General features: G+C 42.6%; 42 protein-coding genes and 1 rRNA gene. 41 read left to right on the top strand and 2 right to left on the bottom strand.

The window, feature by feature from the left end:
- The first annotated feature begins 17 nt into the window (after positions 1-17).
- The 37 genes from rplC to salA all read left to right on the top strand — a co-directional run bounded on the left by rplC (position 18) and on the right by salA (position 20,828).
- Complete coding sequence (gene rplC / locus AC58U0_RS33550) at positions 18-641, top strand: 50S ribosomal protein L3 (protein ID WP_028557495.1); 624 nt, start codon at positions 18-20, stop codon at positions 639-641.
- A gap of 16 nt (positions 642-657) precedes the next feature.
- A complete protein-coding gene (gene rplD, locus AC58U0_RS33545) occupies positions 658-1,284 on the top strand; it encodes a 50S ribosomal protein L4 (RefSeq protein ID WP_029196462.1) in 627 nt (208 codons plus the stop codon).
- Positions 1,281-1,571 (top strand): 50S ribosomal protein L23, encoded by a 291-nt coding sequence (rplW, locus tag AC58U0_RS33540; protein ID WP_028557493.1) that lies wholly within the window; start codon positions 1,281-1,283, stop codon positions 1,569-1,571. The genes rplD and rplW overlap by 4 nt, the downstream gene beginning before the upstream one ends.
- A gap of 30 nt (positions 1,572-1,601) precedes the next feature.
- On the top strand, positions 1,602-2,432 hold the full coding sequence (gene rplB / locus AC58U0_RS33535) for a 50S ribosomal protein L2 (protein ID WP_497383079.1): 831 nt from the start codon (positions 1,602-1,604) through the stop codon (positions 2,430-2,432).
- A gap of 48 nt (positions 2,433-2,480) precedes the next feature.
- Positions 2,481-2,759, top strand: coding sequence for a 30S ribosomal protein S19 (rpsS, locus tag AC58U0_RS33530; protein WP_029196461.1), 279 nt, complete (start codon positions 2,481-2,483; stop codon positions 2,757-2,759).
- Positions 2,760-2,789: 30 nt separating this feature from the next.
- Entirely contained in the window at positions 2,790-3,122 is a 333-nt protein-coding gene (rplV, locus tag AC58U0_RS33525; RefSeq protein WP_028557490.1) for a 50S ribosomal protein L22, read from the top strand.
- Between the two features lie 13 nt (positions 3,123-3,135).
- Positions 3,136-3,798 (top strand): 30S ribosomal protein S3, encoded by a 663-nt coding sequence (gene rpsC, locus AC58U0_RS33520; protein WP_029196460.1) that lies wholly within the window; start codon positions 3,136-3,138, stop codon positions 3,796-3,798.
- A 3-nt stretch (positions 3,799-3,801) separates the two neighbouring features.
- Positions 3,802-4,236, top strand: a complete 435-nt coding sequence (gene rplP / locus AC58U0_RS33515; protein WP_029196459.1) for a 50S ribosomal protein L16 — start codon at positions 3,802-3,804, stop codon at positions 4,234-4,236.
- Positions 4,226-4,423 carry a 50S ribosomal protein L29 gene (gene rpmC / locus AC58U0_RS33510; protein ID WP_028557487.1) on the top strand — a complete coding sequence of 66 codons (198 nt, stop codon included), beginning with the start codon at positions 4,226-4,228 and terminating at the stop codon, positions 4,421-4,423. The genes rplP and rpmC overlap by 11 nt, the downstream gene beginning before the upstream one ends.
- 27 nt (positions 4,424-4,450) lie before the next feature.
- The gene (gene rpsQ, locus AC58U0_RS33505) at positions 4,451-4,714 is read left to right on the top strand and encodes a 30S ribosomal protein S17 (protein ID WP_090826701.1); all 264 of its coding nucleotides are present in this window, start codon (positions 4,451-4,453) and stop codon (positions 4,712-4,714) included.
- Between the two features lie 35 nt (positions 4,715-4,749).
- Positions 4,750-5,118: a 50S ribosomal protein L14 gene (gene rplN, locus AC58U0_RS33500; RefSeq protein ID WP_028557485.1), complete on the top strand. Its 369-nt coding sequence runs from the start codon at positions 4,750-4,752 to the stop codon at positions 5,116-5,118.
- Between the two features lie 55 nt (positions 5,119-5,173).
- A complete protein-coding gene (gene rplX / locus AC58U0_RS33495; RefSeq protein ID WP_079418006.1) occupies positions 5,174-5,527 on the top strand; it encodes a 50S ribosomal protein L24 in 354 nt (117 codons plus the stop codon).
- 33 nt (positions 5,528-5,560) lie between these two features.
- Positions 5,561-6,103, top strand: a complete 543-nt coding sequence (gene rplE, locus AC58U0_RS33490) for a 50S ribosomal protein L5 (RefSeq protein WP_056834174.1) — start codon at positions 5,561-5,563, stop codon at positions 6,101-6,103.
- 36 nt (positions 6,104-6,139) lie between these two features.
- Entirely contained in the window at positions 6,140-6,325 is a 186-nt protein-coding gene (locus AC58U0_RS33485) for a type Z 30S ribosomal protein S14 (RefSeq protein ID WP_029196455.1), read from the top strand.
- Between the two features lie 33 nt (positions 6,326-6,358).
- The gene (gene rpsH, locus AC58U0_RS33480; protein ID WP_029196454.1) at positions 6,359-6,757 is read left to right on the top strand and encodes a 30S ribosomal protein S8; all 399 of its coding nucleotides are present in this window, start codon (positions 6,359-6,361) and stop codon (positions 6,755-6,757) included.
- Between the two features lie 29 nt (positions 6,758-6,786).
- Complete coding sequence (rplF, locus tag AC58U0_RS33475) at positions 6,787-7,329, top strand: 50S ribosomal protein L6 (RefSeq protein ID WP_047683181.1); 543 nt, start codon at positions 6,787-6,789, stop codon at positions 7,327-7,329.
- Between the two features lie 101 nt (positions 7,330-7,430).
- A complete protein-coding gene (gene rplR, locus AC58U0_RS33470; protein ID WP_497383078.1) occupies positions 7,431-7,799 on the top strand; it encodes a 50S ribosomal protein L18 in 369 nt (122 codons plus the stop codon).
- Positions 7,800-7,827: 28 nt separating this feature from the next.
- The gene (rpsE, locus tag AC58U0_RS33465) at positions 7,828-8,325 is read left to right on the top strand and encodes a 30S ribosomal protein S5 (protein ID WP_029196451.1); all 498 of its coding nucleotides are present in this window, start codon (positions 7,828-7,830) and stop codon (positions 8,323-8,325) included.
- Positions 8,326-8,336: 11 nt separating this feature from the next.
- Positions 8,337-8,525 carry a 50S ribosomal protein L30 gene (rpmD, locus tag AC58U0_RS33460; protein ID WP_029196450.1) on the top strand — a complete coding sequence of 63 codons (189 nt, stop codon included), beginning with the start codon at positions 8,337-8,339 and terminating at the stop codon, positions 8,523-8,525.
- A gap of 36 nt (positions 8,526-8,561) precedes the next feature.
- Positions 8,562-9,002 (top strand): 50S ribosomal protein L15, encoded by a 441-nt coding sequence (rplO, locus tag AC58U0_RS33455; RefSeq protein WP_029196449.1) that lies wholly within the window; start codon positions 8,562-8,564, stop codon positions 9,000-9,002.
- Complete coding sequence (gene secY / locus AC58U0_RS33450; protein WP_057304265.1) at positions 9,002-10,306, top strand: preprotein translocase subunit SecY; 1,305 nt, start codon at positions 9,002-9,004, stop codon at positions 10,304-10,306. Before rplO ends, secY begins: the two co-directional genes overlap by 1 nt.
- 85 nt (positions 10,307-10,391) lie before the next feature.
- On the top strand, positions 10,392-11,042 hold the full coding sequence (locus tag AC58U0_RS33445; protein ID WP_029196447.1) for an adenylate kinase: 651 nt from the start codon (positions 10,392-10,394) through the stop codon (positions 11,040-11,042).
- A complete protein-coding gene (gene map / locus AC58U0_RS33440) occupies positions 11,042-11,794 on the top strand; it encodes a type I methionyl aminopeptidase (protein WP_056834166.1) in 753 nt (250 codons plus the stop codon). The genes AC58U0_RS33445 and map overlap by 1 nt, the downstream gene beginning before the upstream one ends.
- Positions 11,795-11,804: 10 nt before the next feature.
- On the top strand, positions 11,805-12,110 hold the full coding sequence (locus AC58U0_RS33435) for a KOW domain-containing RNA-binding protein (protein ID WP_029196445.1): 306 nt from the start codon (positions 11,805-11,807) through the stop codon (positions 12,108-12,110).
- Positions 12,111-12,112: 2 nt separating this feature from the next.
- Entirely contained in the window at positions 12,113-12,331 is a 219-nt protein-coding gene (gene infA / locus AC58U0_RS33430; RefSeq protein WP_009676800.1) for a translation initiation factor IF-1, read from the top strand.
- Positions 12,332-12,438: 107 nt separating this feature from the next.
- On the top strand, positions 12,439-12,552 hold the full coding sequence (gene rpmJ / locus AC58U0_RS33425; RefSeq protein WP_029196444.1) for a 50S ribosomal protein L36: 114 nt from the start codon (positions 12,439-12,441) through the stop codon (positions 12,550-12,552).
- Between the two features lie 19 nt (positions 12,553-12,571).
- Positions 12,572-12,940, top strand: a complete 369-nt coding sequence (rpsM, locus tag AC58U0_RS33420) for a 30S ribosomal protein S13 (RefSeq protein ID WP_028557471.1) — start codon at positions 12,572-12,574, stop codon at positions 12,938-12,940.
- Positions 12,941-12,958: 18 nt separating this feature from the next.
- Entirely contained in the window at positions 12,959-13,354 is a 396-nt protein-coding gene (gene rpsK, locus AC58U0_RS33415; RefSeq protein ID WP_028557470.1) for a 30S ribosomal protein S11, read from the top strand.
- Between the two features lie 126 nt (positions 13,355-13,480).
- The gene (locus AC58U0_RS33410) at positions 13,481-14,425 is read left to right on the top strand and encodes a DNA-directed RNA polymerase subunit alpha (protein ID WP_028557469.1); all 945 of its coding nucleotides are present in this window, start codon (positions 13,481-13,483) and stop codon (positions 14,423-14,425) included.
- A gap of 24 nt (positions 14,426-14,449) precedes the next feature.
- Positions 14,450-14,815, top strand: coding sequence for a 50S ribosomal protein L17 (gene rplQ / locus AC58U0_RS33405; RefSeq protein ID WP_163953683.1), 366 nt, complete (start codon positions 14,450-14,452; stop codon positions 14,813-14,815).
- Positions 14,816-14,953: 138 nt separating this feature from the next.
- Entirely contained in the window at positions 14,954-15,715 is a 762-nt protein-coding gene (gene truA / locus AC58U0_RS33400; RefSeq protein WP_057304287.1) for a tRNA pseudouridine(38-40) synthase TruA, read from the top strand.
- Between the two features lie 171 nt (positions 15,716-15,886).
- A complete protein-coding gene (rplM, locus tag AC58U0_RS33395) occupies positions 15,887-16,324 on the top strand; it encodes a 50S ribosomal protein L13 (RefSeq protein ID WP_029196440.1) in 438 nt (145 codons plus the stop codon).
- Between the two features lie 18 nt (positions 16,325-16,342).
- Positions 16,343-16,735, top strand: coding sequence for a 30S ribosomal protein S9 (gene rpsI, locus AC58U0_RS33390; RefSeq protein WP_029196439.1), 393 nt, complete (start codon positions 16,343-16,345; stop codon positions 16,733-16,735).
- Between the two features lie 223 nt (positions 16,736-16,958).
- Positions 16,959-17,651 carry a phosphoadenylyl-sulfate reductase gene (locus tag AC58U0_RS33385; RefSeq protein ID WP_497383076.1) on the top strand — a complete coding sequence of 231 codons (693 nt, stop codon included), beginning with the start codon at positions 16,959-16,961 and terminating at the stop codon, positions 17,649-17,651.
- A gap of 28 nt (positions 17,652-17,679) precedes the next feature.
- Positions 17,680-18,852 (top strand): sulfate adenylyltransferase, encoded by a 1,173-nt coding sequence (gene sat / locus AC58U0_RS33380; protein WP_497383075.1) that lies wholly within the window; start codon positions 17,680-17,682, stop codon positions 18,850-18,852.
- Between the two features lie 71 nt (positions 18,853-18,923).
- A complete protein-coding gene (gene cwlD, locus AC58U0_RS33375; protein WP_497383074.1) occupies positions 18,924-19,679 on the top strand; it encodes an N-acetylmuramoyl-L-alanine amidase CwlD in 756 nt (251 codons plus the stop codon).
- A gap of 60 nt (positions 19,680-19,739) precedes the next feature.
- Positions 19,740-20,828 (top strand): iron-sulfur carrier protein/transcriptional regulator SalA, encoded by a 1,089-nt coding sequence (salA, locus tag AC58U0_RS33370; RefSeq protein ID WP_497383073.1) that lies wholly within the window; start codon positions 19,740-19,742, stop codon positions 20,826-20,828.
- Positions 20,829-20,874: 46 nt separating this feature from the next.
- Here salA and gerD read toward each other — a convergent pair whose 3' ends face one another.
- The gene (gene gerD, locus AC58U0_RS33365; RefSeq protein ID WP_497383072.1) at positions 20,875-21,657 is read right to left on the bottom strand and encodes a spore germination lipoprotein GerD; all 783 of its coding nucleotides are present in this window, start codon (positions 21,655-21,657) and stop codon (positions 20,875-20,877) included.
- Positions 21,658-21,795: 138 nt separating this feature from the next.
- On the opposite strand from gerD, the gene AC58U0_RS33360 reads away from it, so the two are divergent.
- Positions 21,796-22,392, top strand: a complete 597-nt coding sequence (locus tag AC58U0_RS33360; protein WP_497383071.1) for a KinB-signaling pathway activation protein — start codon at positions 21,796-21,798, stop codon at positions 22,390-22,392.
- 36 nt (positions 22,393-22,428) lie between these two features.
- On the opposite strand, the gene pdaB is transcribed toward AC58U0_RS33360, so the two are convergent.
- Positions 22,429-23,211 carry a polysaccharide deacetylase family sporulation protein PdaB gene (gene pdaB, locus AC58U0_RS33355; protein WP_497383070.1) on the bottom strand — a complete coding sequence of 261 codons (783 nt, stop codon included), beginning with the start codon at positions 23,209-23,211 and terminating at the stop codon, positions 22,429-22,431.
- A 113-nt stretch (positions 23,212-23,324) separates the two neighbouring features.
- On the opposite strand from pdaB, the gene AC58U0_RS33350 reads away from it, so the two are divergent.
- From AC58U0_RS33350 to AC58U0_RS33340, 3 genes are all read left to right on the top strand, one after another.
- Positions 23,325-23,936: a stage II sporulation protein M gene (locus tag AC58U0_RS33350; RefSeq protein ID WP_497383069.1), complete on the top strand. Its 612-nt coding sequence runs from the start codon at positions 23,325-23,327 to the stop codon at positions 23,934-23,936.
- 151 nt (positions 23,937-24,087) lie between these two features.
- Positions 24,088-24,318 carry a regulator of G-protein signaling domain-containing protein gene (locus tag AC58U0_RS33345; protein WP_029196431.1) on the top strand — a complete coding sequence of 77 codons (231 nt, stop codon included), beginning with the start codon at positions 24,088-24,090 and terminating at the stop codon, positions 24,316-24,318.
- A gap of 321 nt (positions 24,319-24,639) precedes the next feature.
- Positions 24,640-24,946: ribosomal RNA gene (locus tag AC58U0_RS33340) — 16S ribosomal RNA — on the top strand; the annotation flags it as partial.

Below are 24,946 nucleotides of genomic sequence, written 5' to 3'. Positions count from 1 at the left end.
GAAATGAGGTGTCAACGATGAAAGGTATCTTAGGAAAAAAACTTGGGATGACACAGTTGTTTACTCCGGAGGGTAATGTAGTTCCGGTAACTGTCATTCAAGCGGGACCATGTGTGGTACTGCAAAAGAAAGATGTGGATAACGACGGATATGAGTCAATCCAAATCGGTTTTGATGATGTGAAAGCTAGCAGAATCATTAAACCAGAGCTTGGCCATGCGAAAAAAGCAGGGGCAACGCCTAAGCGCTACGTTAAAGAAATTCGTGGCATTCAGTTGGGTGACTATGAAGTTGGTCAAGAACTGAAAGCAGATCTGTTTACAGAGGGCGAATTCGTTGATGTAACGGGTACTTCCAAAGGTAAAGGTTTCCAAGGTAACATCAAAAGACATAACCAATCCACAGGCCCTATGGCTCACGGATCACGTTATCACCGCGGACCAGGTTCCATGGGTTCAATTCAAGCAAACCGCGTTCCTAAAGGTAAGAAATTGCCAGGGCACATGGGTAACGAAACAGTAACTTTGCAAAACCTGCAAATCATTAAAGTAGATGCTGAGCGTAATGTATTGCTAGTTAAAGGTTCCATTCCGGGTCCTAGAAACAGCTACGTTAGCGTGAAGTCTGCTGTTAAAAAGTAAGAAAGGAGGAAGACAGATGCCAAAAGTAGCTTTATATAATGTAACAGGTGCTCAGGTAGGAGAAGTTGAACTGTCTGACGTTGTTTTCGGAATTGAGCCTCACGTTCATGCGATCCACGAAGCTGTTCTTTTGCAACAAGCAGCTGTGCGTCAAGGAACACACAAAACAAAAGGTCGTTCGGAAGTTCGCGGCGGTGGTCGTAAGCCTTGGAAACAAAAAGGTACAGGTCGTGCGCGTCAAGGTAGTATTCGTGCTCCACAGTGGAAAGGCGGCGGTACCGTATTCGGACCGACACCTCGTAGCTATGGTTTCAAATTGCCTAGAAAAGTTCGTCGCTTAGCGATCAAATCCGCTTTGTCCTCGAAACTTATCGATAACAACTTGATCGTATTGGATCAGCTTCAATTGAATGCTCCAAAAACGAAAGACTTCGTAGCTATTTTGAACAACCTAAAAGTAGATCGTAAAGTATTAGTTGTAGGCGTTGCTAACGACTCCAATGTTGCTTTATCTGCTCGTAATATCCCAGGTGTGAAATTTGTTGCTGCTGATGGAGTTAATGTTCTTGATGTCATGTTATATGACAAATTGATCATTACACAAGAAGCTGTACAGAAAGTTGAGGAGGTGCTTGCACAATGAAAAATCCACGCGACATTATCAAGCGCCCGATCATCACTGAGCGTACAAGCGACCTAATGGCTAACAAAAAGTATGTTTTCGAAGTGGATCTTCGCGCTAACAAAACAGAAATTAAACAAGCTATTGAAGCTATCTTCAAAGTAAAAGTTACAAATGTAAACACATTGAGAATGCCAGCTAAGCCTAAACGTTATGGCAAACACTCCGGTTACACTTCCATTTGGAAGAAAGCTATCGTGTCCCTAAGCGCAGAAAGCAAAGAATTGGAATTCTTTGAATCGGTATAACCCATTTCTTGAAGTAAGGAGGAAATCAGAGTGCCAATTAAAAAATACAAACCAACCTCACCAGCTCGACGTGCGATGTCGGTTTCTACTTTTGAAGAAATCACAACATCAACACCGGAGAAATCATTGCTTGCTCCTCTGTTCAAGCATGCTGGTCGTAACAACCAAGGTAAAATTACGGTTCGTCACCATGGTGGTGGACACAAACGTAAATACCGTATTATCGATTTCAAACGTAGTAAAGATGGAATACCAGGACGCGTTGCTACAGTTGAGTACGATCCTAACCGTTCCGCAAACATCGCATTGATTCATTATGCGGATGGCGAGAAAAAATATATCATCGCTCCTAAAGGTCTTAAAGTGGACGATCGTATCGTTTCTGGACCACAAGCAGATATCAAAGTAGGTAACGCTCTTCCATTGGAAAACATTCCAGTTGGTACAGTTATCCACAACATCGAGTTGAAGCCTGGTAAAGGTGCACAACTAGTGCGCGCTGCTGGTACGGAAGCTCAACTTCTTGGTAAAGAAGAAACTTACGTAACAATTCGCCTTTCATCCGGTGAAGTTCGTAAAGTCCTTAAAGTTTGCCGCGCAACAATCGGTTCTGTTGGTAACGAAGATCACGAGCTCGTGAAAATCGGTAAAGCAGGACGTAATCGTTGGAAAGGCAATCGTCCACAAGTTCGTGGGGTCGTAATGAACCCGAATGATCACCCACACGGTGGTGGTGAAGGACGCGCACCAATCGGACGTAAATCACCTATGTCACCATGGGGTAAACCGACGCTTGGTTTCAAAACTCGTAAAAAAGGCAAAGCATCCGATAAATACATTGTACGTCGCCGTACGAAGTAATCTAGGATATATGAATTCTCTTGAGGTTCAAGGAAGGGAGGAACACCCATGGGTCGCAGCTTAAAGAAGGGTCCATTTATTGATGGATACTTACTGAAAAAAGTAGAAGACTTGAACACTTCCAGCAAAAAACTGGTTATCAAAACGTGGTCCCGTCGTTCTACGATTTACCCGCAATTCGTTGGTCACACTTTCGGAGTATATGATGGAAGAAAACACGTGCCTGTGTATGTAACCGAAGATATGGTTGGACACAAGCTTGGTGAATTTGCACCAACTCGTACTTACAAAGGTCACGATGACGATAAGAAAACCGGAAAACGTTAATTTCATTTTTAACCGAGAGGAGGTACTACCATGCAAGCTAAAGCAATATTGAACCACGCTCGGATTGCTCCTCGTAAAGCAAAGCTAGTTGTTGACTTGATTCGGGGAAAAGCGGTAGGTGAAGCGATTGCGATTCTGCGTCACACACCTAAAGCAGCTTCTCCAATTCTGGAGAAACTACTGAATTCCGCAATTGCCAATGCAGAGCATAACTATTCATTAGATCCTAATAAATTAGTGGTATCTGAGACGTTTGTTAACCAAGGACCTACAATGAAAAGGTTCCAACAACGTGCAATGGGTCGCGCTAGCGCGATCAAAAAACGTACCAGCCACATCACAATCGTGGTATCTGAAAAATAAGGAGGGATAACGTGTGGGTCAGAAAGTAAACCCGGTAGGCTTTAGAATTGGTATTATTCGTGATTGGGAGTCCAAATGGTTCGCAGAGAAAGATTTCGGAACTCTGTTGCTTGAAGACGTCAAAATCCGCGAATACTTAAAAAATAAACTTAAAGACTCAGCAGTTTCCCACATCGATATCGAGCGCGCGGCTAACCGTGTGAACGTTACGATTCATACTGCTAAACCAGGAATGGTTATTGGAAAAGGCGGAGCTGAAGTTGAAGTTATTCGCAACTACATCGCTGGCATGTCCAATAAAAAAGTTCACATCAACATTTCTGAAATCAAAAGCCCAGATCTTGATGCTATTCTCGTAGCTGAAGCTATTGCACTTCAATTGGAACGTCGCGTTTCATTCCGTCGTGCTATGAAACAAGCTATGCAAAGAACAATGAGATCCGGCGCTAAAGGTATTAAAGTAGCAACTAGCGGACGTCTTGGCGGTGCTGAGATTGCTCGTACGGAAGGATATAGCGAAGGAACAGTTCCACTTCATACGCTTCGTGCGGATATCGACTATGGTACTGCTGAAGCAGCCACTACTTATGGACGTATCGGTGTAAAAGTATGGATTTATCGTGGAGAAGTGCTTCCGCCAGCTAAGAAAAAGGCTCAGCCGGAAGGAGGAATTTAAATCATGTTAGTACCTAAACGTGTAAAACACCGTAAAGAACACCGCGGTAACATGAAAGGTCGCGCTAAAGGCGGAACGGAAGTAGCTTTTGGCGAATATGGTCTGCAAGCGGTAGAACCGGCTTGGGTATCCAACCGTCAAATCGAAGCAGCACGTATTGCCATGACACGTTACATCAAACGTGGCGGTAAAGTTTGGATTAAAATCTTCCCAGCTAAGCCAGTTACACAAAAACCGCTTGAAGTCCGTATGGGTAGTGGTAAAGGTAACGTGGAGAAATGGGTAGCTGTAGTAAAACCGGGTAAAATTTTGTTTGAACTTGCTGGTGTAAGTGAAGAGGTCGCTCGTGAAGCGATGCGTCTTGCTGCTCACAAGCTTCCAATCAAAACGAAGTTCGTGAAAAGAGAAGAAGTAGGCGGTGAAGCAAATGAAGGGTAGTGAATTCCGGAACTTAACCACTGCTGAAATTGAGCAAAAAGTTAATGGTTTTAAAGAAGAACTTTTTAACCTCCGTTTTCAACTAGCTACTGGTCAATTGGACAACCCGACTCAAATTCGTGATTTGCGTAAAGAGATCGCTCGTGCCAAGACTATTTTGCGTGAAAGAGAATTGGGGATTGGGTAACCAAATCTAGAAGGGAGGGTTCCTTAGATGGCTGAACGCAACGATCGTAAAGTGCAGGTCGGTAAAGTTGTCAGTGATAAAATGGATAAAACCATTGTTGTTGCTGTTGAAACTTACAAAAAACATGATCTCTATCACAAGAGAATCAAATATACGAAAAAGTTTAAAGCTCATGATGAAAACAACCAAGCTAAAATTGGTGACACTGTAAAAATCAGTGAAACTAGACCGTTATCCAAAGATAAAAGCTGGAGATTGGTTGAAATTATTGAAGTTGCTGTTGTTATCTAATATTTTAGACATGAACCCCGAAAGGAGGGAATACGATGATTCAACCATTTACTCGTTTGGCTGTCGCTGACAACTCTGGTGCGAAACAATTAATGTGTATCCGCGTTTTGGGTGGTACTGGTCGTCGCGTTGGTCACATTGGTGATTTGATCGTCTGTTCAGTAAAAGAAGCAACACCAGGTGGCGTTGTCAAAAAAGGTGACGTTGTTAAAGCAGTTATCGTTCGTACGAAGAGCGGTGCTCGCCGTAAAGACGGATCATATATCTCATTCGATGAGAATGCGGCTGTTATCGTGAAAGAAGATAAAAGTCCACGTGGTACACGTATCTTTGGACCAGTTGCACGCGAACTTCGTGACAGAGACTTCATGAAGATCGTATCCTTGGCTCCAGAAGTTATCTAAGAACAGTTACGATGTTTGTTTTCCTAACGGGAAACCTCAGGAGGTGTAGAAGCTAATGCCAAGATTAAAAAAGAGACTAGAATCTCATAACAATAAACTGCACGTGAAAAAAGACGATACGGTTTTTGTAATCACTGGTAAAGACAAAGGTAAGAAGGGTCGCGTTATCGCTGCTTATCCTCGTCAAAACCGTGTGCTTGTAGAAGGTGTAAACATGGTTAAGAAACATGCAAAACCATCTCAACAAAATCCACAAGGCGGTATCTTGAATCAAGAAGCTGCAATCCACGTTTCTAACGTGATGCTAATTGATCCTAAGAGCGGCAAACCTACTCGCGTAGGATACAAAGTATTGGATAACGGAACGAAAGTTCGTATCGCGAAAAAATCCGGCGAAGTTATCGATTAATACAAACAAGCATGGAAAGGAGGCAAATGAGTCATGGCAGTAAGAATGAAAGATCGTTATTTGAACGAAATCACACCAGCGTTAATTCAAAAGTTTAACTACACAACTGTAATGCAAGTACCTAAAATCGAGAAAATCGTTATCAACATGGGTGTTGGTGAGGCTGTATCGAATTCCAAAGTACTTGACACTGCAGTAGAAGATCTTCAAAAGATCTCTGGTCAAAAACCAGTTGTAACAAAATCCAAAAAAGCTATCGCGGGTTTCAAACTTCGTGAAAATATGCCAATCGGCGTGAAAGTAACTCTTCGCGGCGAGCGCATGTATCATTTCTTGGATAAACTCTTCAACGTATCACTTCCACGTGTACGTGACTTCCGTGGTATTTCCAACAAGGCTTTTGATGGCCGTGGAAACTATACACTTGGTCTGAAAGAACAACTCATTTTCCCAGAAATTGAGTATGATAAAGTTGATAAAGTTCGTGGTATGGATATTGTTATCGTAACAACGGCTAAGTCCGACGAGGAAGCTCGCGAGCTTTTAACACAACTCGGAGCGCCTTTCGTTAAATAGGTTACCAGTCGTACCTATCAGGAGGTGTTATATTAAGTGGCAAAAACTTCGATGAAAGTCAAACAGCAACGTACCCCGAAGTTTAAAGTGCAAGCATACACACGTTGTGAGCGCTGCGGACGTCCGCATTCAGTGCTTCGCAAGTTCAAAATTTGTCGGATTTGTTTCCGCGAATTAGCACACAAAGGTCAGATTCCAGGCGTTAAAAAAGCAAGCTGGTAATCACCCTATTTTCGGGAAGGAGGTTTACACAAAATGGTCATGTCAGATCCAATTGCAGATATGCTAACTCGCATTCGTAATGCGAATATCGTACGTCATGAAACAGTTGAAATTCCTGCGTCAAAAGTGAAGAGGGAAATCGCTGAAATCCTTAAAAAAGAAGGATTTATCCGTGACGCTGAGTACGTTGAAGATAGCAAACAAGGTATCATTCGTTTGTTCCTGAAATACGGTTCAAACAATGAGCGTGTTATCTCCGGTTTGAAAAGAATTTCCAAACCAGGTCTACGCGTTTACACTAAATCACAAGAAATCCCTCGTGTTCTGGGCGGATTAGGGATTGCCATCATCTCCACATCTAAAGGAGTTATGACGGATAAAGATGCTCGTCAATCCAAAGCTGGCGGAGAGGTTATCTGCTACGTTTGGTAATACAATTGTAATTGAATGGAGGTGCAAACATGTCTCGTATTGGTCGTAAGCCAATCACCATTCCAAGTGGTGTAAATGTAACACTAGACAATACTCAAATCACGGTTAAAGGCCCTAAAGGTTCCTTGTCCCGTGAACTTCATAAAGATATGAAAGTAAATGTTCTAGAAAACGAGATTTCCGTTGAGCGTCCTTCCGATAACAAACTCCACCGTTCCCTGCATGGTACAACACGTAGTGTTGTTGCCAACATGGTAAGTGGTGTAACGGAAGGTTTCACGAAATCTTTGGATCTAGTTGGCGTTGGTTACCGTGCTAACAAGAGCGGCGACAAATTAGTTCTCAACGTTGGGTACTCCCATCCAGTTGAAATCACTCCTGAAAACGGCATTGAGTTCGATGTTCCTACGAACACGAAAATCATCGTTAAAGGTATTGATAAAGAATTAGTAGGCGCTATGGCAGCTAAAGTTCGTTCCGTACGTGAACCAGAGCCGTATAAAGGTAAAGGTATCAAGTATGAAGGCGAACGCATTCTTCGTAAAGAAGGTAAAGCTGGTAAGAAGAAATAAGATCGTTAGATCGCGGGTAATAGCTAAGAGTTTTCGCATGAAAACTTGCTACGTAAGCATAAGCCTCGCATCATAAGATGATGAAAGGAGTGTAAGTATAGATGATTACTAAAAGCGATAAAAATAAAGCTCGTTTGAAAAGACATCTTCGTGTTCGTAAGAAAATCGAAGGTACAACTGCTCGTCCGCGCTTGAACATTTTCCGCTCTTCCAAACACATGTATGCTCAACTTATCGATGATACAACGGGTATTACTATCGTTGCTGCATCGACTCAAGATAAAGAACTGAAAAGTGATATTGGTAATGGCGGTAACGTTGAAGCTGCTCGTAAAGTTGGCGCATTAATCGCTCAACGCGCGAAAGAAAAAGGTTTAGACAAAGTGGTATTTGACCGCGGTGGATACCTTTATCATGGACGTGTTCAAGCATTAGCTGACGCAGCTCGTGAAGCTGGACTTGAATTCTAGGAAAAACATATATAAGGAGGTAAAAGACTTGCGTGTAGATCCTAATACTTTAGAGCTAACAGAAAAAGTCGTTAATATTAATCGCGTAGCTAAAGTAGTAAAAGGCGGACGTCGTTTCAGCTTCAGCGCACTTGTTGTCGTTGGCGATGGCAATGGCTGGGTTGGCGCAGGAATCGGTAAAGCTTCCGAAGTTCCTGATGCAATCCGCAAAGGTATTGAAGATGCGAAAAAGAACTTGATTCATGTTCCTATCGTAGGCACTTCGATTCCTCACCTTGTAACAGGTAAGTTTGGTGCAGGACGCGTTCTGCTAAAACCAGCTTCCCAAGGTACAGGAGTTATCGCAGGCGGACCAGTTCGTGCAGTTCTTGAGCTTGCTGGTATCGGCGATATCTTGACAAAATCCCTTGGTTCATCGAACTCCATGAACATGGTTAACGCTACGCTTGAAGGCTTGAGCCGCTTGAAAAAAGCGGAAGAAGTTGCAAAGCTTCGCGGTAAAACAGTTCAAGAGCTATTAGGTTAGGAGGGGTAAACATGGCGAAACAATTACAAATTACCCTAAAACGCAGCCTGATTGGCCGCCCTGAAACACAACGCGTTACTGTGAAAACACTTGGTCTTCGCAAGATGCACCAAACTGTTCTTCATCAAGATAATGCTGCGATCAGAGGCATGGTTAATCAAGTGAGCCATTTGGTAGAAGTTAAAGAAATCGAAGCATAGTAGCAAGATATTAAGATCTAGAGGAGGTGTGCAACGATGAAGTTACATGAGCTAAGTTCTGCTACTGGTTCTCGTCACACTCGTAAACGTGTTGGCCGTGGTACAAGTAGCGGCATGGGTAAAACATCAACTCGCGGACATAAAGGGCAAAACGCACGTTCCGGTGGAGGCGTTCGTCCTGGATTCGAGGGTGGACAAAACCCGTTATACCGTCGTTTACCTAAACGTGGTTTCACGAATCGTTTCCGTACGGAATACGCAATCGTGAATCTTGAAGATTTGAACAATTTCGCAGCTGGTACCGAAGTTACTCCACAAGTATTGATGGAGACTGGTATTGTTAAAGCTCCTAAAGATGGCATTAAGATTTTAGGAAACGGTGAAATCACAGTAAAATTAACCGTTAAAGCGAATAAGTTCTCTCAATCTGCGATTGAGAAAATCCAAGCTGCCGGCGGTCAAACCGAGGTGATTTAATGTTCAATACCATAGCCAACATCTTCAAAGTAGAAGACTTACGCAGAAGAATTATATTCACACTCGTCTTGCTAATCGTCTACCGATTAGGCGTTTTTATTCCAGTGCCTAACATAAATACAGATGTTCTGAAACTTCAAGATCAAGCGAATCAGAGCGATGTCTTTGGTTTGCTTAACACGTTTTCTGGTGGGGCGCTCTTTCAGTTTTCCATCTTCGCGATGGGAATCACCCCTTACATCACGGCTTCGATCATCGTACAACTTTTATCCATGGATGTAGTCCCGCGCTTTGCGCAATGGGCAAAAGAAGGCGATGTCGGAAGAAAGAAAATGACACAAGTTACTCGTTACGGTACGATTATACTAGGTGTGATTCAAGCATTTGGTCTTTCCATTGGGTTTAACCGTTTGTATAGCGGACTCGTGATTGACTCAGGCTTCACTACCTTCGCACTAATCGCTATCGTACTGACAGCTGGTACAGCTTTCTTGATGTGGCTAGGTGAGCAAATCACGGAGTTTGGGATTGGGAACGGTATTTCCATTATCATCTTTGCTGGTATCGTCGCGGCGATTCCGACAAGCATTCAACAAATTTACAAATCACTTTTTGCGACCGAAGGGGCTTTGTTCCTGAATATCGTGAAACTGATCATTATTGCTTTGGTTGTTATACTGATTATTGCCGGGGTCATATTCGTGCAGCAAGGTGTTCGTAAGATACCTGTACAATATGCGAAACGGGTAGTTGGTCGTAAAATGTATGGTGGTCAAACCACTCACATTCCTCTTAAAGTGAATGCGGCTGGTGTAATCCCAGTAATCTTTGCACTTTCGTTATTGATGTTCCCTCCTACCATTGCTAGTTACTGGAGAGGAAATGTTGTTGCAGAATGGATAATTAACAATTTAAGCATTAACCAAACTGCACCGCTAGCGATTGTACTTTACGTACTGCTGATTATTGGATTCACTTACTTTTATACCTTCGTACAAATTAATCCAGTTCAAATGGCTGACCAGATGAAGAAAAATGGTGGCTATATACCAGGTATTAGACCCGGTAAGACAACATCGACTTATCTGACTCGCGTAATGACTAGAATTACTCTTTCTGGGGCTTTGTTTCTCTCAGCGATCTCGATTCTTCCGATGCTATTCGGAGGACTTGCCGGTTTGCCTAGTTCGGTTCGGATTGGTGGTACATCTTTACTTATCGTAGTAGGCGTTGGTCTTGAGACGATGAAACAAATCGAGAGCCAATTGATTAAGCGTCATTACAAAGGATTTATCAATAAATAGCTAATAGGTTCTGATGGGGCAATATCTGCGACATCGGCACCTATTGTGCTGTTCGTAATGCCGAGTGCGATGGGAGGTTTTAAGTGTGAACGTAATTTTTATGGGGCCTCCTGGTGCAGGCAAAGGTACGCAAGCTGAAAAAATCGTTAACGAATTTCAAATTCCTCATATCTCAACTGGAGATGCTTTTCGCTTGGCGATGAGTCAAGGAACACCACTTGGTGTTGAAGCCAAAGGTTATGTGGATAAGGGACTTCTGGTTCCTGATGAAATAACGAACGGTATTGTGAGAGAGCGTCTTGCCCAACCGGATTGCGATAAAGGTTTTTTGCTTGACGGGTTCCCTCGAACTGTTGCTCAAGCAGATGCATTGTCTGAAATCGTAGATTCATTAGGCAAGAAGATTGAAGTAGTTATCAATCTTTCCGTTGATCGCAGTTTCTTGCTTGCAAGACTAACTGGCCGAAGAATTTGTAAATCCTGTGGTTCTACGTATCATGTAATCTTCAACCCACCAAAGCAAGAAGGCGTATGCGATAAATGTTCGGGTGAGTTGTACCAACGATCTGATGATACGGAAGAGAAAGTCGGAACTCGTTTGGATGAATACATCAATAAAACGGCTCCGCTACTGGATTACTACCAAAAGAGGGAATTATTGCGTGAGGTTAACGGGGAACAAGACATTCATGCGGTAACCGAACAAATTAGCTCACTGCTACGAGGTCTAGCGTAATGATCATTTGTAAGTCCGAGGTTGAACTAGACCTAATGCGAGAAGCTGGTCGTATCGTAGCCGAAACGCACCGCTTATTGGCAAGGGCGATTCGTCCGAACATTACAACGAAAGAACTTGATCAGATCGCAGAGGAATTCATTCGCAGTCAGGGAGCGATTCCATCTTTTAAAGGCTACAACGGTTTTCCTGGAAGCATTTGTGCTTCAGTCAACGAAGAATTAGTTCATGGTATTCCTGGTCCAAGAAAGCTGACTGAGGGCGATATTATCAGTATAGATATTGGTGCTCAGTATAAAGGTTATCATGGAGATTCTGCTTGGACGTATCCTGTCGGTGAAATTTCTGAAACAGCTCGGCGTTTGTTAGCTGTGACAGAACAATCACTTTATCGAGGCATAGCAGAAGCTAAACCGGATGCTAGACTCTACACGTTGTCGCATGCAATCCAAACTTGTATTGAAGACGCAGGCTTCTCCGTGGTTATAGAGTATGTCGGTCACGGTATCGGAACGGATCTTCACGAAGAACCACAAATTCCGAATTATGGTGTTCCAGACAAAGGTCCTCGTCTCAAACCAGGCATGGTCCTAGCCATTGAACCGATGGTGGTCGTTGGCGAAAGATTTGTCCAAACACTCGAAGACGATTGGACTGTAGTCACTGCGGATCGTACCCTATGTGCTCATTTTGAACATACGATTGCAATTACGGCAGCCGGTTATGAAATATTAACTTTGCCTAGATCGTAGGTGATGATGAATGGATAGCAAGATTCCGAAGGTGGGTCAAATCGTAAAGGTGCTTCGCGGTCGAGATCCCGGAGAATATGCGGTCGTAATTGGAATTGTCGATCATCGCTTTGTCTGGCTTGCCGACGGTGATCATCGCAAATTCGATCAACCGAAGAAGAAGAACCTGAATCATCTTCAGTTACAAGAAACGATTAGCAGTGAAGTGGAGTCAAGCATTAGGGAAACAGGTCGTGTTACTAATGGAAAGTTGCGCTTCGCAATTGCCAAATTCGTTGAACTTATGCAAGATGAAGCACAAGAGAAAGGAGAATGACTGTGGCCAAAGAAGATGTAATTGAAGTAGAAGGTACAGTGATTGAACCTCTTCCGAATGCAATGTTTAAGGTTGAATTGGAAAATGGTCATAAAATCCTAGCCCATGTATCCGGTAAGATCAGAATGCATTTTATCCGCATTTTGCCTGGAGATAAGGTTACCGTAGAATTATCGCCTTATGATTTAACGAGAGGCCGTATAACCTACCGTTTCAAATAAATGTTCGGCTTACATGTAAGTTACTCTCTCAAGGCGTATGCTTACGAAGCAAGTTTTCTAATAGAAAACGCAACATGGTTGCTTACGATGATAAGGAGGGCTTAAAAATGAAAGTTAGACCGTCGGTTAAACCGATTTGCGAGAAATGCAAAGTTATTCGCCGTAAAGGTAATATCATGGTTATTTGTGAAAATCCTAAGCACAAACAAAAACAAGGTTAAAAGGAGGTGCAATCTGTAGATGGCACGTTTAGCTGGAGTTGACTTACCTCGTGACAAACGAGTTGTAATCGCGTTGACTTACATTTTCGGTATCGGCACTACAACTGCTCAGAAAATCATTGCTTCCACAGGTATCGACGCTAGTACTCGCGTTCGTGACTTGACTGAAGATGAAGTGAGCAAGATCCGTGATGTAATTGACAAAACCCTTAAAGTAGAAGGCGACCTTCGTCGCGAAATTTCTCTAAACATCAAACGTCTAATCGAAATCGGATCCTACCGTGGTCTTCGTCACCGTCGTGGTCTTCCTGTTCGTGGACAACGTACTAAAACTAATGCTCGTACACGTAAAGGTCCTCGTCGTACGGTAGCTAATAAGAAGAAATAATAAAGGGGGTTAGAGCTAATGGCAAAACCTAAAAAAGTCGTCCGTACGAAACGTCGTGACCGGAAAAATATTGAGAGCGGTGTAGCACACATCCGTTCAACATTTAACAACACGATCGTAACGATCACGGATCCGCATGGTAACGCAATTTCCTGGGCAAGTTCAGGAAACCTTGGATTCAAAGGTTCCCGTAAAAGTACTCCTTTTGCAGCGCAAATGGCAGCTGAAAAAGCAGCTAAAGCAGCTATGGAGCATGGTTTGAAAACTGTTGAAGTTATGGTTAAAGGTCCAGGAGCTGGCCGCGAAGCAGCAATCCGCTCTTTGCAAGCAGCAGGTCTTGAAGTAAACCTGATTAAAGACGTGACTCCGGTTCCTCATAATGGCTGCCGTCCTCCAAAACGTCGTCGCGTATAATTCAGGATCACTTTGTAGTATAATTATTCCAAAATCGTGAATAATGGTTTGAAGGATAGGAATACTATGAAATTTTCAGGCGAAGTATCCAGAGGGAAACGACGTATTGAATGGAGGGTACATTTCATGATCGAAATCGAAAAGCCAAAAATAGAAACCGTAGCATTAAGTGAAGATGGCGCTTATGGTAGATTTATCATCGAGCCGTTGGAGCGTGGCTATGGTACAACCTTAGGTAACTCACTACGTCGTATCTTACTGTCCTCTTTACCGGGGGCAGCAGTAACCTCTGTCCAAATCGATGGCGTTTTGCATGAGTTTTCAACGATTCCTGGCGTGCTTGAGGATGTAACGGAAATTATCCTCAACTTGAAAGGCCTATCATTGAAAATTCACTCCGATGAGGAGAAAGTGCTTGAAATTGATGCAGAAGGAGAAGGTAATATTACCGCGGCTGATATCCGTGGTGATAGCGATGTGGAGATTCTTAACCCGGATCTGCATATTGCAACCTTGTCTCCGGACGCACGTCTTCACATGAGGATTCATGCGGGCAGAGGACGCGGTTACGTCCAATCGGACAAAAATAAGCATGAAGAACAACCAATTGGAGTGATTCCAATTGATTCGATCTACACGCCTATTACCCGAGTGAACTATGCTATTGAGAATACTCGCGTCGGCCAAGTGACTAACTATGATAAGTTGACCCTCGAAGTGTGGACTGATGGAAGTATTCGACCAGAAGAAGCAGTGAGCTTGGGTGCCAAAATCTTAACAGAACATCTGAACTTGTTCGTCGGTTTGACGGATGAAGCGAAAGATGCTGAGATTATGGTAGAGAAAGAAGAAGATAAGAAAGAGAAAGTTCTGGAGATGACTATCGAGGAACTTGATCTATCTGTTCGTTCTTACAACTGTCTCAAGCGTGCAGGGATTAACACCGTACAAGAGCTGATTACCAAAACAGAAGAAGACATGATGAAAGTTCGGAACTTAGGACGCAAATCACTTGAAGAAGTTCAAGAGAAGCTCGAAGAGCTGGGTTTGGGACTACGTACTGAGGAATAATCTTGTCAGAAGGAGGTTAATTCAATGAACTACAGAAAATTGAACCGCGATTCCAGTAATCGTAAAGCATTATTCCGTGATCTGGTTACAGATCTGTTCATACATGAACGCATCCAAACTACAGAAGCAAAAGCAAAAGAAATTCGTTCTATCGCTGAGAAGTTAATCACTCTTGCGAAGCGCGGAGATCTTCATGCACGCCGTCAGGTTGCTGCTTTTGTTCGTAGAGAAGCTGCAAACGAGAATCAAGATGCGATTCAAAAACTGTTCTCCGAATTGGCTACTCGTTACTCCGAGCGTCCAGGTGGATACACTCGTATCCTTAAACTGGGACCACGCCGCGGTGACGCAGCACCAATGGTTTACCTAGAGCTAGTAGATCGCGCATAAAGACGGATGGGAAAGGGTGGACGGAATCACTAGATTCTGGTGAAGCCCTTTTTTTGCAGTCTTAGCACGCTCTCTAGAAGTGAATTTAGCTAAGGCTAATCACTTAGATAGGAAGGATGACTCATGGAGGAACAAGCCTTGAGAAATCTACGTTTTACCATAAGTTATGATGGGACTGCTTATTCAGGTTTTCAGATTCAACCTAAAGCAGATACTATTCAATATCGTTTAGAGCAGGCTGTTTTCATGTTGACTGGTGAGAGGGTGAAAGTCATCTCATCTGGGCGTACAGATGCCGGTGTACACGCGAAAGCACAAGTTATTAATTTCAGCACGAATTCAAAGATTCCAGTGGAACGTTGGTGTTTAGCTTTAAATGCTAGACTGCCCAGAGATATCGTCGCACATACCGCGGAAGAAGTCCTTCCTTCCTTTCATTCTCGCAAAGCCGCGAAACGCAAAACTTACTGCTTTTCAATTCGCTCGGCGCGCTTCCCTGATGTCTTTCACCGCAACTATGAATACCATCATCCTACGCATTTGAATGTGGAAGCCATGAGAGAGGCGCTCCCTTGCTTGCTAGGTGAGCATGATTTTACTTCGTTTTGTACGGTGAGAACAGATAAGGAAGTAAAGGTGAGAACCCTCTACGAGGTTCGTTTGGAAACGGAAGCTGACGAGTTGTCTACGACGGGGAAAATCGCCAGAATCCGGTTAATTGTAACGGGTAATGGTTTCCTTTATAACATGGTTAGGATCATCGCAGGAACGCTGATTCAGATTGGAGAAGGTAAGAGGCCTAGCAGCGATATGCAGCGAATTCTTGAAGCTAGAGACCGATCTCAAGCAGGTCCTACGGCCGAAGCTATGGGTTTAACGTTATGGAGAGTCGACTATTAAAATCTTAAAACACTACTTGCTTCTTATCGATGTTTCGTGTAAAATATAACTTGGCGTTTCGTGATCGGCTACCCCACAGCCCCTGATCACAAATGGCCGTCAACCATCCATCATTTATGTAAACTAACAATAATAATTATGTATTGAGATATATTTTTAGGAGGATTAAGCATGCGCACCACATATATGGCTAAGCCAAATGAAGTAGAGCGTAAATGGTACATTGTTGACGCTGCAGGCCAAACACTTGGCCGTCTTGCAAGTGAAGTTGCTAGCATTATCCGCGGTAAGCACAAACCGGAGTTCACTCCACACGTAGATACTGGTGATTTCGTTGTTGTTATCAATGCTTCCCAAATTAAGCTAACTGGTAAAAAAATGCAAAACAAAATGTACTACCGTCACTCTTTATACCAAGGTGGTTTAAAAGTGACTTCCGCTCAGGATTTGCTGAACAGCAAACCTGATCGCATGATTGAGTTTGCCGTACATGGTATGCTTCCTAAGAACCGTCTTGGCGACAGCTTGAAAACTAAGCTTAAAGTCTACGGTGGAGCAGAGCACCCGCACCAAGCACAACTACCAGAAGTCTGGAATCTTCGCGGTTAATATAAGGAGGAACGTTTCGTGGCACAAGTTCAATATTATGGAACGGGTCGTCGTAAACACTCGGTAGCGCGTGTGCGCTTAGTACCGGGTGAAGGACGCATCATTATCAATAAACGTGATCTAGATGAGTATTTCGGTCTAGAAACGTTGAAACTGATCGTTAAACAACCATTGACATTAACTGAGACTGTCGGTAAATACGATGTTCTAGTTCTTGCAAATGGTGGTGGAATCAGCGGACAAGCTGGAGCGATTCGTCACGGGATTTCCCGTGCATTGCTGAAAGCTGATCCGGAATACCGTGGATCCCTGAAAAAAGCAGGTTTCTTAACACGTGATTCCCGTATGAAAGAGCGTAAAAAATATGGATTGAAAGCCGCTCGTCGCGCTCCTCAATTCTCCAAACGTTAAGATTGCGCGCCTTTGGCGCTCAAGAGAGACCTTTCCTGCATTATGCCGGAAAGGTTTTTTCTTTTTATGCCAAAGTGAGGAGTTATTCCAACCAAAATTGTAGATTTTAACGAAGTTAATACCAAAATGATAAAAAGTAATTGACACAAAGGAGAACTCAGCTATAATTAAATATAAATCATACAATAACAGTCGGGATTATAAACTTTAGGAGGTATTTAATATGAATCTCTTTGAAAAAGAAGCTTTTGTAACAAAAGCTGCTGAAGAATTCGAAAATCAATCACCAGAAGCGATATTGAAACTTGCCGTTGATACATTCCCAAGCTTAACGCTTGCTTGTAGTTTTGGTGCAGAAGATGTTGTGCTTGTTGATATGCTGCAAAAAATTAATCCGAACGTAGATATTTTCTACTTGGATACGAATGTTCATTTTCAAGAAACATATGATACAAGAGATCGTCTAGAGCAGCATTACGGCACAAAGTTTGTTCAAGTATTGCCGAAGCTAACTCTTGAAGAACAAGCTGAGAAATTTGGCGATGAACTATGGAAAAGCGATGCTAACCAATGCTGTAACATTCGAAAAGTAGATCCATTAACGGATATCCTAAAAAATTATGATGCCTGGATCACAGGAATTCGCCGCGACCAAGCACCTACTCGTGCAAATGCTAAAAAAGTGGAATATGACGTGAAATTTGGTTTAATCAAATTTAATCCTCTTGCTGGTTGGACTTCGGAAGATGTGTGGAATTACATCCGTGAGAATGATGTTATCTACAATCCCTTACATGATCGCAACTATCCAAGTATCGGGTGCACACATTGCACACGTCCTGTAGCCGAAGGTGAAGATCCACGTGCGGGTCGTTGGGCTAGTATTGAAAAAACAGAATGCGGACTTCATAAGTAATCATTGATATTACGGAGGTGACTACGTAATGACGACGATTAAGCCACATGGCGGAGAATTAATTAACCGCTTGGTGTCAGCAGAGCAAAGAGAAGAGCTTCTAAAACGTGCAGCATTATTGAAACAAATTCGAGTGAATTCATGGACCATTTCTGACCTGGATCTGATTGGGGTAGGTGCATTTTCACCATTAGTTGGATTCCTTGACGAAAAAAACTATACTTCAGTTGTGGAAACAATGCGTCTTTCTGATGGAACAGTGTGGAGTATTCCTGTTACCTTATCGATTGATCCGGAAGTTGCAGGTTCCATCTCAATCGGTGAGCAAGTAGCTCTTATCGGTGAAGAAGATAATGTGATATATGCTATCTTAGATGTGACTAGCATTTACAAAGTTGATCAACAAAATGAAGCAATTAAGGTATTTAAGACAGATGATACGGCTCACCCTGGCGTGGATAAACTGTTTTCGCGTTCTTCTATGAATATCGGAGGACCTATTCAACTGCTTAGTAGACCAAAGCCTCAGAAGTTTGAAGAGTTTTATTTTGATCCATCCGAAACACGTCGCATTTTTGCGAAAAACGGGTGGAAAACTGTCGTTGGCTTTCAAACACGTAATCCTGTCCATAGAGCTCATGAATACATTCAAAAGTCGGCCATGGAAATCGTGGATGCACTTTTCCTAAATCCGCTTGTAGGTGAGACTAAATCCGATGACATCTCTGCAGATGTTCGTATGAAAAGCTATTTGGTTTTGCTAGGTAACTACTATCCGAAGGATCGAACTTTCTTAGGTGTATACCCGGCTGCTATGCGTTATGCAGGTCCTCGTGAGGCGATTCTACACGCTATTGTACGTAGAAACTATGGATGTACTCATTTCATCGTAGGACGCGATCACGCGGGTGTTGGCGATTACTACGGCACGTATGAGGCGCAGGAAATTTTCAGTAATTTTACGGTAGAAGAAATTGGGATTACCCCATTATTCTTTGAACATAGTTTCTTCTGTACGAAATGTGGCAATATGGCATCTAGCAAAACTTGTCCGCATAATAAGTCCCACCATATGCATCTCTCCGGCACCAAGGTTCGTGGATTGCTCAGAGACGGTCAATGCCCGCCTCCGGAGTTCACACGCCCTGAGGTCGCCCAGGTTCTTATTGAAGGTCTAAGAGACCCTGAATATCAAGTGTAAGTAAGGTATATTTGTCCACCCTGTCCCATATAGATGTTACAGAGTCTATGGGGAACAGAGGTGGATTTTTTATGCGCAAAAGGAAGAAGAGGCTGGTCGTCTGGCTGACTTTTAACAGTAGTCTTAAGCTTGTTCTCTCGACCTTGCTGGTCGCACTTGTTGTTTTCATCTATGCCTATGAGCTGCCGGCAACGAAGACGTGGTCGGATTGGACTTTACCTTTGTCAGGTAAAACAATTGCTCTGGATGCTGGTCATGGTGGACCTGATGGTGGAGCTTCTAGCAAGGAAGGAGTTGTTGAGAAAGATATCAATTTAGCGATCACACTTCATCTTCGCGATTACTTGCAGCAGGCGGGTGCAATCGTCGTTATGACAAGGGAAACGGATACCGATTTGGCTGAAGCCGGCACGAAGGGATATAGTAAAAGAAAGACGCAAGATCTCCACAATCGTGCCGATCTCATCAATGAGAATAATGCGGATTTGTTTCTGAGTGTGCATTTAAACAGCATTCCTTCTCAGAAATGGAGAGGGGCACAAACGTTCTATTATCCGAATAACCCGAATAATCCTAATTTAGCCGCACTCATTCAATTGGAACTAAAGAAAAACTTAGAGAACACCGATCGTATTGCCAAGCAGGCGGACAAGACCGTTTACTTGTTAAAAACGCTGAAAATACCGAGTGCTCTTGTAGAGGTGGGTTTCCTTTCAAACCCAGAAGAAGCAAGATTGCTTGCGAGTGAGAAGTATCAGAAGATGGTGGCAGCATCAGTCTATCAAGGTATCTTAAGATTTTATGCTGGGGAAAAAGTGGGATCTTAATCAAAATGTGTTATAATTAAGGCCACAATTACAATGTCCCAATAAAGGTATGGTGTGGCTATGATAAACAAAGACCAGCTATTAGAAGCGTTACGACCTCTTGTGGAACCTCATTACAATAAAAGCGTTGTGGAACTTAATTTAGTTAGAGATGTGATGTTTAAAGAGGATAACGTATCTTTAAGCTTAATTGTCACGACCGAGGATGAGGCGTTCAAAGAAAAGGCGAAGGTTTATATTCAGCAAACTTTAGAAAAATTGGGTATAGCACAAGTACATATTCGTTTTAGACTAATGACTGATTATGAACGTAATCAGATTAAAGATGTGGTTCAACCGGCCGCAGAGAAGCAAACCCAACCAGTCCAACCACCGATTGAGCAACCGATATTGGGAGAAGCCTCCACAGTTGAATTTATAGCCGTTGCAAGTGGCAAAGGCGGTGTTGGTAAATCAACCGTAACTGTTAATTTAGCCGTTGCCTTAGCTCGCCAAGGGAAAAAGGTTGGAATCATCGATGCTGATATATACGGTTTCAGTATCCCTGATATGATGGGCATCGAAGAACAGCCGAAGCTTGTCGATAATGTCATTATGCCAGTTGAGAAATTTGGTGTAAAAGTAATCTCTATGGGTTTCTTTGTTCAAGATAATGCACCTGTCGTTTGGCGTGGTCCTATGCTAGGGAAAATGCTTCGCAATTTCTTTAATGAAGTTAATTGGGGAGATGTTGAATACATCCTACTGGATCTTCCTCCAGGTACGGGAGATGTAGCGTTAGATGTGCATCAGCTCATCCCGCAAAGTAAAGAAGTTATTGTAACAACACCGCATGCCACAGCAGCCTTTGTAGCCGCTAGGGCGGGAGCTATGGCCATTCAAACAAACCATGAAATATTAGGTATTGTGGAAAACATGTCCTATTATGAATGCAAAGATGGCAGCATAGATTACGTATTCGGTAAGGGTGGAGGAGCTAAGCTTGCGGAAGATTTGCATAGCGAATTATTAGCGCAGATTCCACTTGGAGCTCCCGACAATCATGTCTCGGAAATCGACTATTCACCGTCTGTCTACAAGTCAGACTCAAAAGCTGGACAAATCTATTTGGATATGGCTGCAAATATCATTACCAAATTGGAAAAATAATAGAAAGGGCATACGGAGAAATCCGCATGCCCTTTTATTTTCATATTTAGGAATCAGAAGCACTAGAGTCATCCTTTTTCTTTCCACTGTCTTGCTTTTGGGAGTCACTAGAATCACTTTTCTCATCTTTCTTTTTGTCTTCTCCGCTATCTCCCTTGCCGCCGCCTTCCTCTTTCTTTTGAGCACTCTTAGCCGTAGGCATCTGCTCGGGCTTACTTTGTTGGGCAATGGCAGCCTTAAGAAGGTCAACCATATGTGCACGGAACAAAGGACTTTGGATGGATTCTTCCATAACCGTCATCATTTGCTGGCGATAGGCTGCTGTTTTCATGACATCCAGCATCATCTTTTCATATTCTGGGTTTTTCATTACATCAACGAGTGATTTTTGATATTCTGGGTCCTTTAAAAGCTCTTTGAACATCTGTTTGGTTTCTTTTTGAATAGCCTTAGCAAAATCGCCGGCAAATTTAGGGTCTTTCATCATATCAGTGAGGAACATGTTATTCTCTTTTGCTGTGAGAACATCCTTCACTGCCATCTGCAATTGCAAAGATTCATTTGCTGACAAAAGCTTGATTTGAGATTGACCAGCTACACCATTGGCGCCCACATCACCATTCATTATGCTGCGGTTTGCTGCACTTATGGCTTTCTTCCCATCCTCTGACTTCAGAATATCAAGAATCATGGTCTTTTGCTCTTTATACGTATTAGCTTGAGATTGACCCTGACCTTGTGATGAACTATCTGATCCACATGAAGCGAGAAGTAAGGCGATAGAAATGAGTGGTAGGACTTGCAGCTTCCTGAACTTAGTTGTTAACATAAAAGCATGCTCCCTTCCCTAACTTAATAGTTGTTAGTATGTGTGGTTCGGGATAGATTATAAGGGCCATTCATTGGCTTTTTACCGTAAACGTTGGTACAATTAACAATTAGAGTTGAAGTATGGGGGTAATTGATCTTGACGCTGCGGAAGTGGTTTCACTTATTTTGGACAACATTGTTATTAGGAATGATTGTATCTATAGGAATTGGACTCATCTTACAATATTCCGACAAAGAATTTTCGGTTATGGGGTTATCGGCAGTAGGTTTTAATGTATTAAATATGTTGCTTGGTGGTGCCACGATAAGCGTGCTGAGCCAAATGGGCTTTTTTGCTTATCTGATTGTCAGATTTATTGCTGCGGGTATTATTCGCTCCAAAACGGTATGGGATCTTTTACAATTGGCTGTCGTTATTGTTGTCCTATTTGATCTCGTATATCTGAGAATGACTAATTTTGAGGGCACAGAATCCGTTTTGAGCTACTCCATTTTACCTGCTATCATATTGGTAATTTCCGTTGCAGTTGCGTATTGGAAGGTAAAGATGACGAATCGGAACGCTTTTATCCCGACATTGTTCTTTATGTGCGCTGTATCCGTCCTTGAAGCCGTACCTGCATTAAAACTAGATAACGCAGCATCAAGTCTATTTATGTTGGCTCCGTTGCTTGTTTGTAATGCATGGCAAATTTTGATTCTACATAAAATATTGGATAACAAAAAGAGCTAATTTAATTAGCTCTTTTTTGAATCTGAGCATAGCTCATTAATTGATTTGTTTCATTGCCTGATCTTCAACTGGTTTCGTCTCTACCTGGGTTTGCTTAATTAGCTCACTTACCGTAACGAATTCGTAACCCTTAGCTCTTAACTGCTCAATGATAACTGGTAAGGCCTCATGTGTTTGCTGAGACGAATCGCTGGCGTGCAGTAATATAATATCACCTGGATGCGCTTTGGTTACTACACGGTTAATGATTGTATCAACACCTTTATTTAACCAGTCTTGAGAGTCGGTATCCCATTGGATGACCGAATACCCTAAATCATCCGCAATTCGAAGCACTCGTTTGTCGAAGTCACCATTGGGAAGACGAATTAGGTTCGGTTCTTTTCCGATCAATTCCGTTAAAATGCCATGGGCTGTAGTAATCTGTTTGCGTATTTCTTCATCACTTAGCGTACTATAATTATCGTGTTTGTTGCCATGGCTTCCAATTTCGAAACCATCCTTCTTGATATGTTCCACAATCTCTGGGTGGCTTTTACTCCACGGAGAGGATAGGAAGAAGGTTGCATTCTTAACACCTTTTTCCTTAAGAATATTCAAAATAGGTTCCGCACGTTTCTCTCCCCATGAAATATCAAAGGTCAGAGCTATAACCTTTCTTTCGGTCTGAACGCTATAAATAGCGGAAGGCTCTGCAGTGGAGAAGACGGATACATTACTTTGTTCCGAATAAACAATAGCGGCAGCGAACACAATGGCAAGCGCGATAAACACATATTGTTTAAACTTACGAGCATTTACAACGAAAAAGTAGTTCATGGATAGCTTGTACCTCCTCTAAGCCTTACATACGGGCAAGGCTTGTATACTCTTTAGTAAATAATGTATGCTCGTACACAGTACTTATGCTTCCGAAATTGGAGGGAACGAAAATGAAATTCCGACAACTGTTCCAACATTTTAAAGAAATGAAACATTACTTCATCGTCGTCGTTTTAGTTTTTGGGTTTAGTTTATATTTAGGTTGGGCGAATTCAGATCAGTTTTCTCACTTCTTAGAAGGGCAGATGAAGGGGCTCAAATCTTTAAGTCAATCTCTGAGCAGTAAGGATAATCCCCAATTATGGTTTTTTATTTTCATCTTTCTAAACAACGCGATTAAGTCAGTGGTCATTATCTTTCTTGGCCTATTACTAGGTATTCTGCCACTCTTTATGTTGATCGCTAATGGGATGATACTCGGTTACGTACTTTCCTTACAAACGCAAGAAAGCACATTGTCGATTGTTCTGAAGGGGATACTTCCGCATGGTATCATAGAAATTCCGGTCATATTAATTGCTTGTGCATATGGGCTTAAATTAGGTTTATTGGTCTGGAAATCCGGAGCACAGCTCTTTGTACCCGATAAAGAGAAGACCGCACGTGCGGAGCTGGTTAAAATACTTCATCTAACTAAGCCATTAATCGTATCCATTGTTGTACTTTTGCTGGTCGCGGCAATTATTGAAAGTACACTTACATACTGGTTGGTGCATCTGTAAAATATTTTCAGAACTTCTGTCATAAAAATGGCAAAATCTGAGCATAACAGTAAAACGGTAAGGAGAGCGGACCGAATAAGGGTCGGCTCTTCTTTCAATCAAACTGTAAGTGCCATAAATCTCTACAGTCGAGAGGGGTTTGGATGGATGTATGCTCGGATTTTTGTTCAATGATCGGGAATGCAGAGAGTTGGATTATGTACTTCGCAAAGAGTTAGATGAAATGTTGTTCGATCTCAATGACAAAAGAATTGATCAAGAGATTAAAGGGGCCATAGAATCCAGATATAAAGTGATCTTCCGGATGTATGCTCGAATAGCGACGCCAAAGGAAATATCAAAGTATGCAAGAAATCGTAACTATCAAGCTCAAAAAAAATAGGGGGTAGGTGCTTGACTTACCCTCTCATCCTATGGTATTTTATAACTCGCCCCTTCGAAAAGAACGACAAGAAGTTGATGAAGAAGATGACTTTCATAATTCTTCAAAAAATACTTGCAATCTTCTAGGTCGATGTGGTATATTAAAAAAGTCGCCGCTAAATGGATGGTGAAGAAATAAGAAAGAAATTGATCTTTGAAAACTGAACAACGAGTGAGTAAGCATGGACGAGAAATCGTTCAAAATAGAGACTGCAAAATCTCGCTAGCAACGCAAATGAGCAATTAAGCTTTCAGATATACGGACGAGCAATCGTTCACTATTATGGAGAGTTTGATCCTGGCTCAGGACGAACGCTGGCGGCGTGCCTAATACATGCAAGTCGAGCGGACTTATCCTTCGGGATAAGTTAGCGGCGGACGGGTGAGTAACACGTAGGTAACCTGCCTATAAGATCGGGATAACTATCGGAAACGATAGCTAAGACCGGATAATTGGTTTTCTCGCATGAGAGAACTATGAAACACGGAGCAATCTGTGGCTTATAGATGGGCCTGCGGCGCATTAGCTAGTTGGTAGGGTAACGGCCTACCAAGGCGACGATGCGTAGCCGACCTGAGAGGGTGAA

It is taken from the genome of Paenibacillus sp. J31P190, assembly GCF_059692075.1.
Note: the sequence above shows the minus strand (reverse complement) of the source record. Positions and strands in the feature narration are given on the sequence as shown.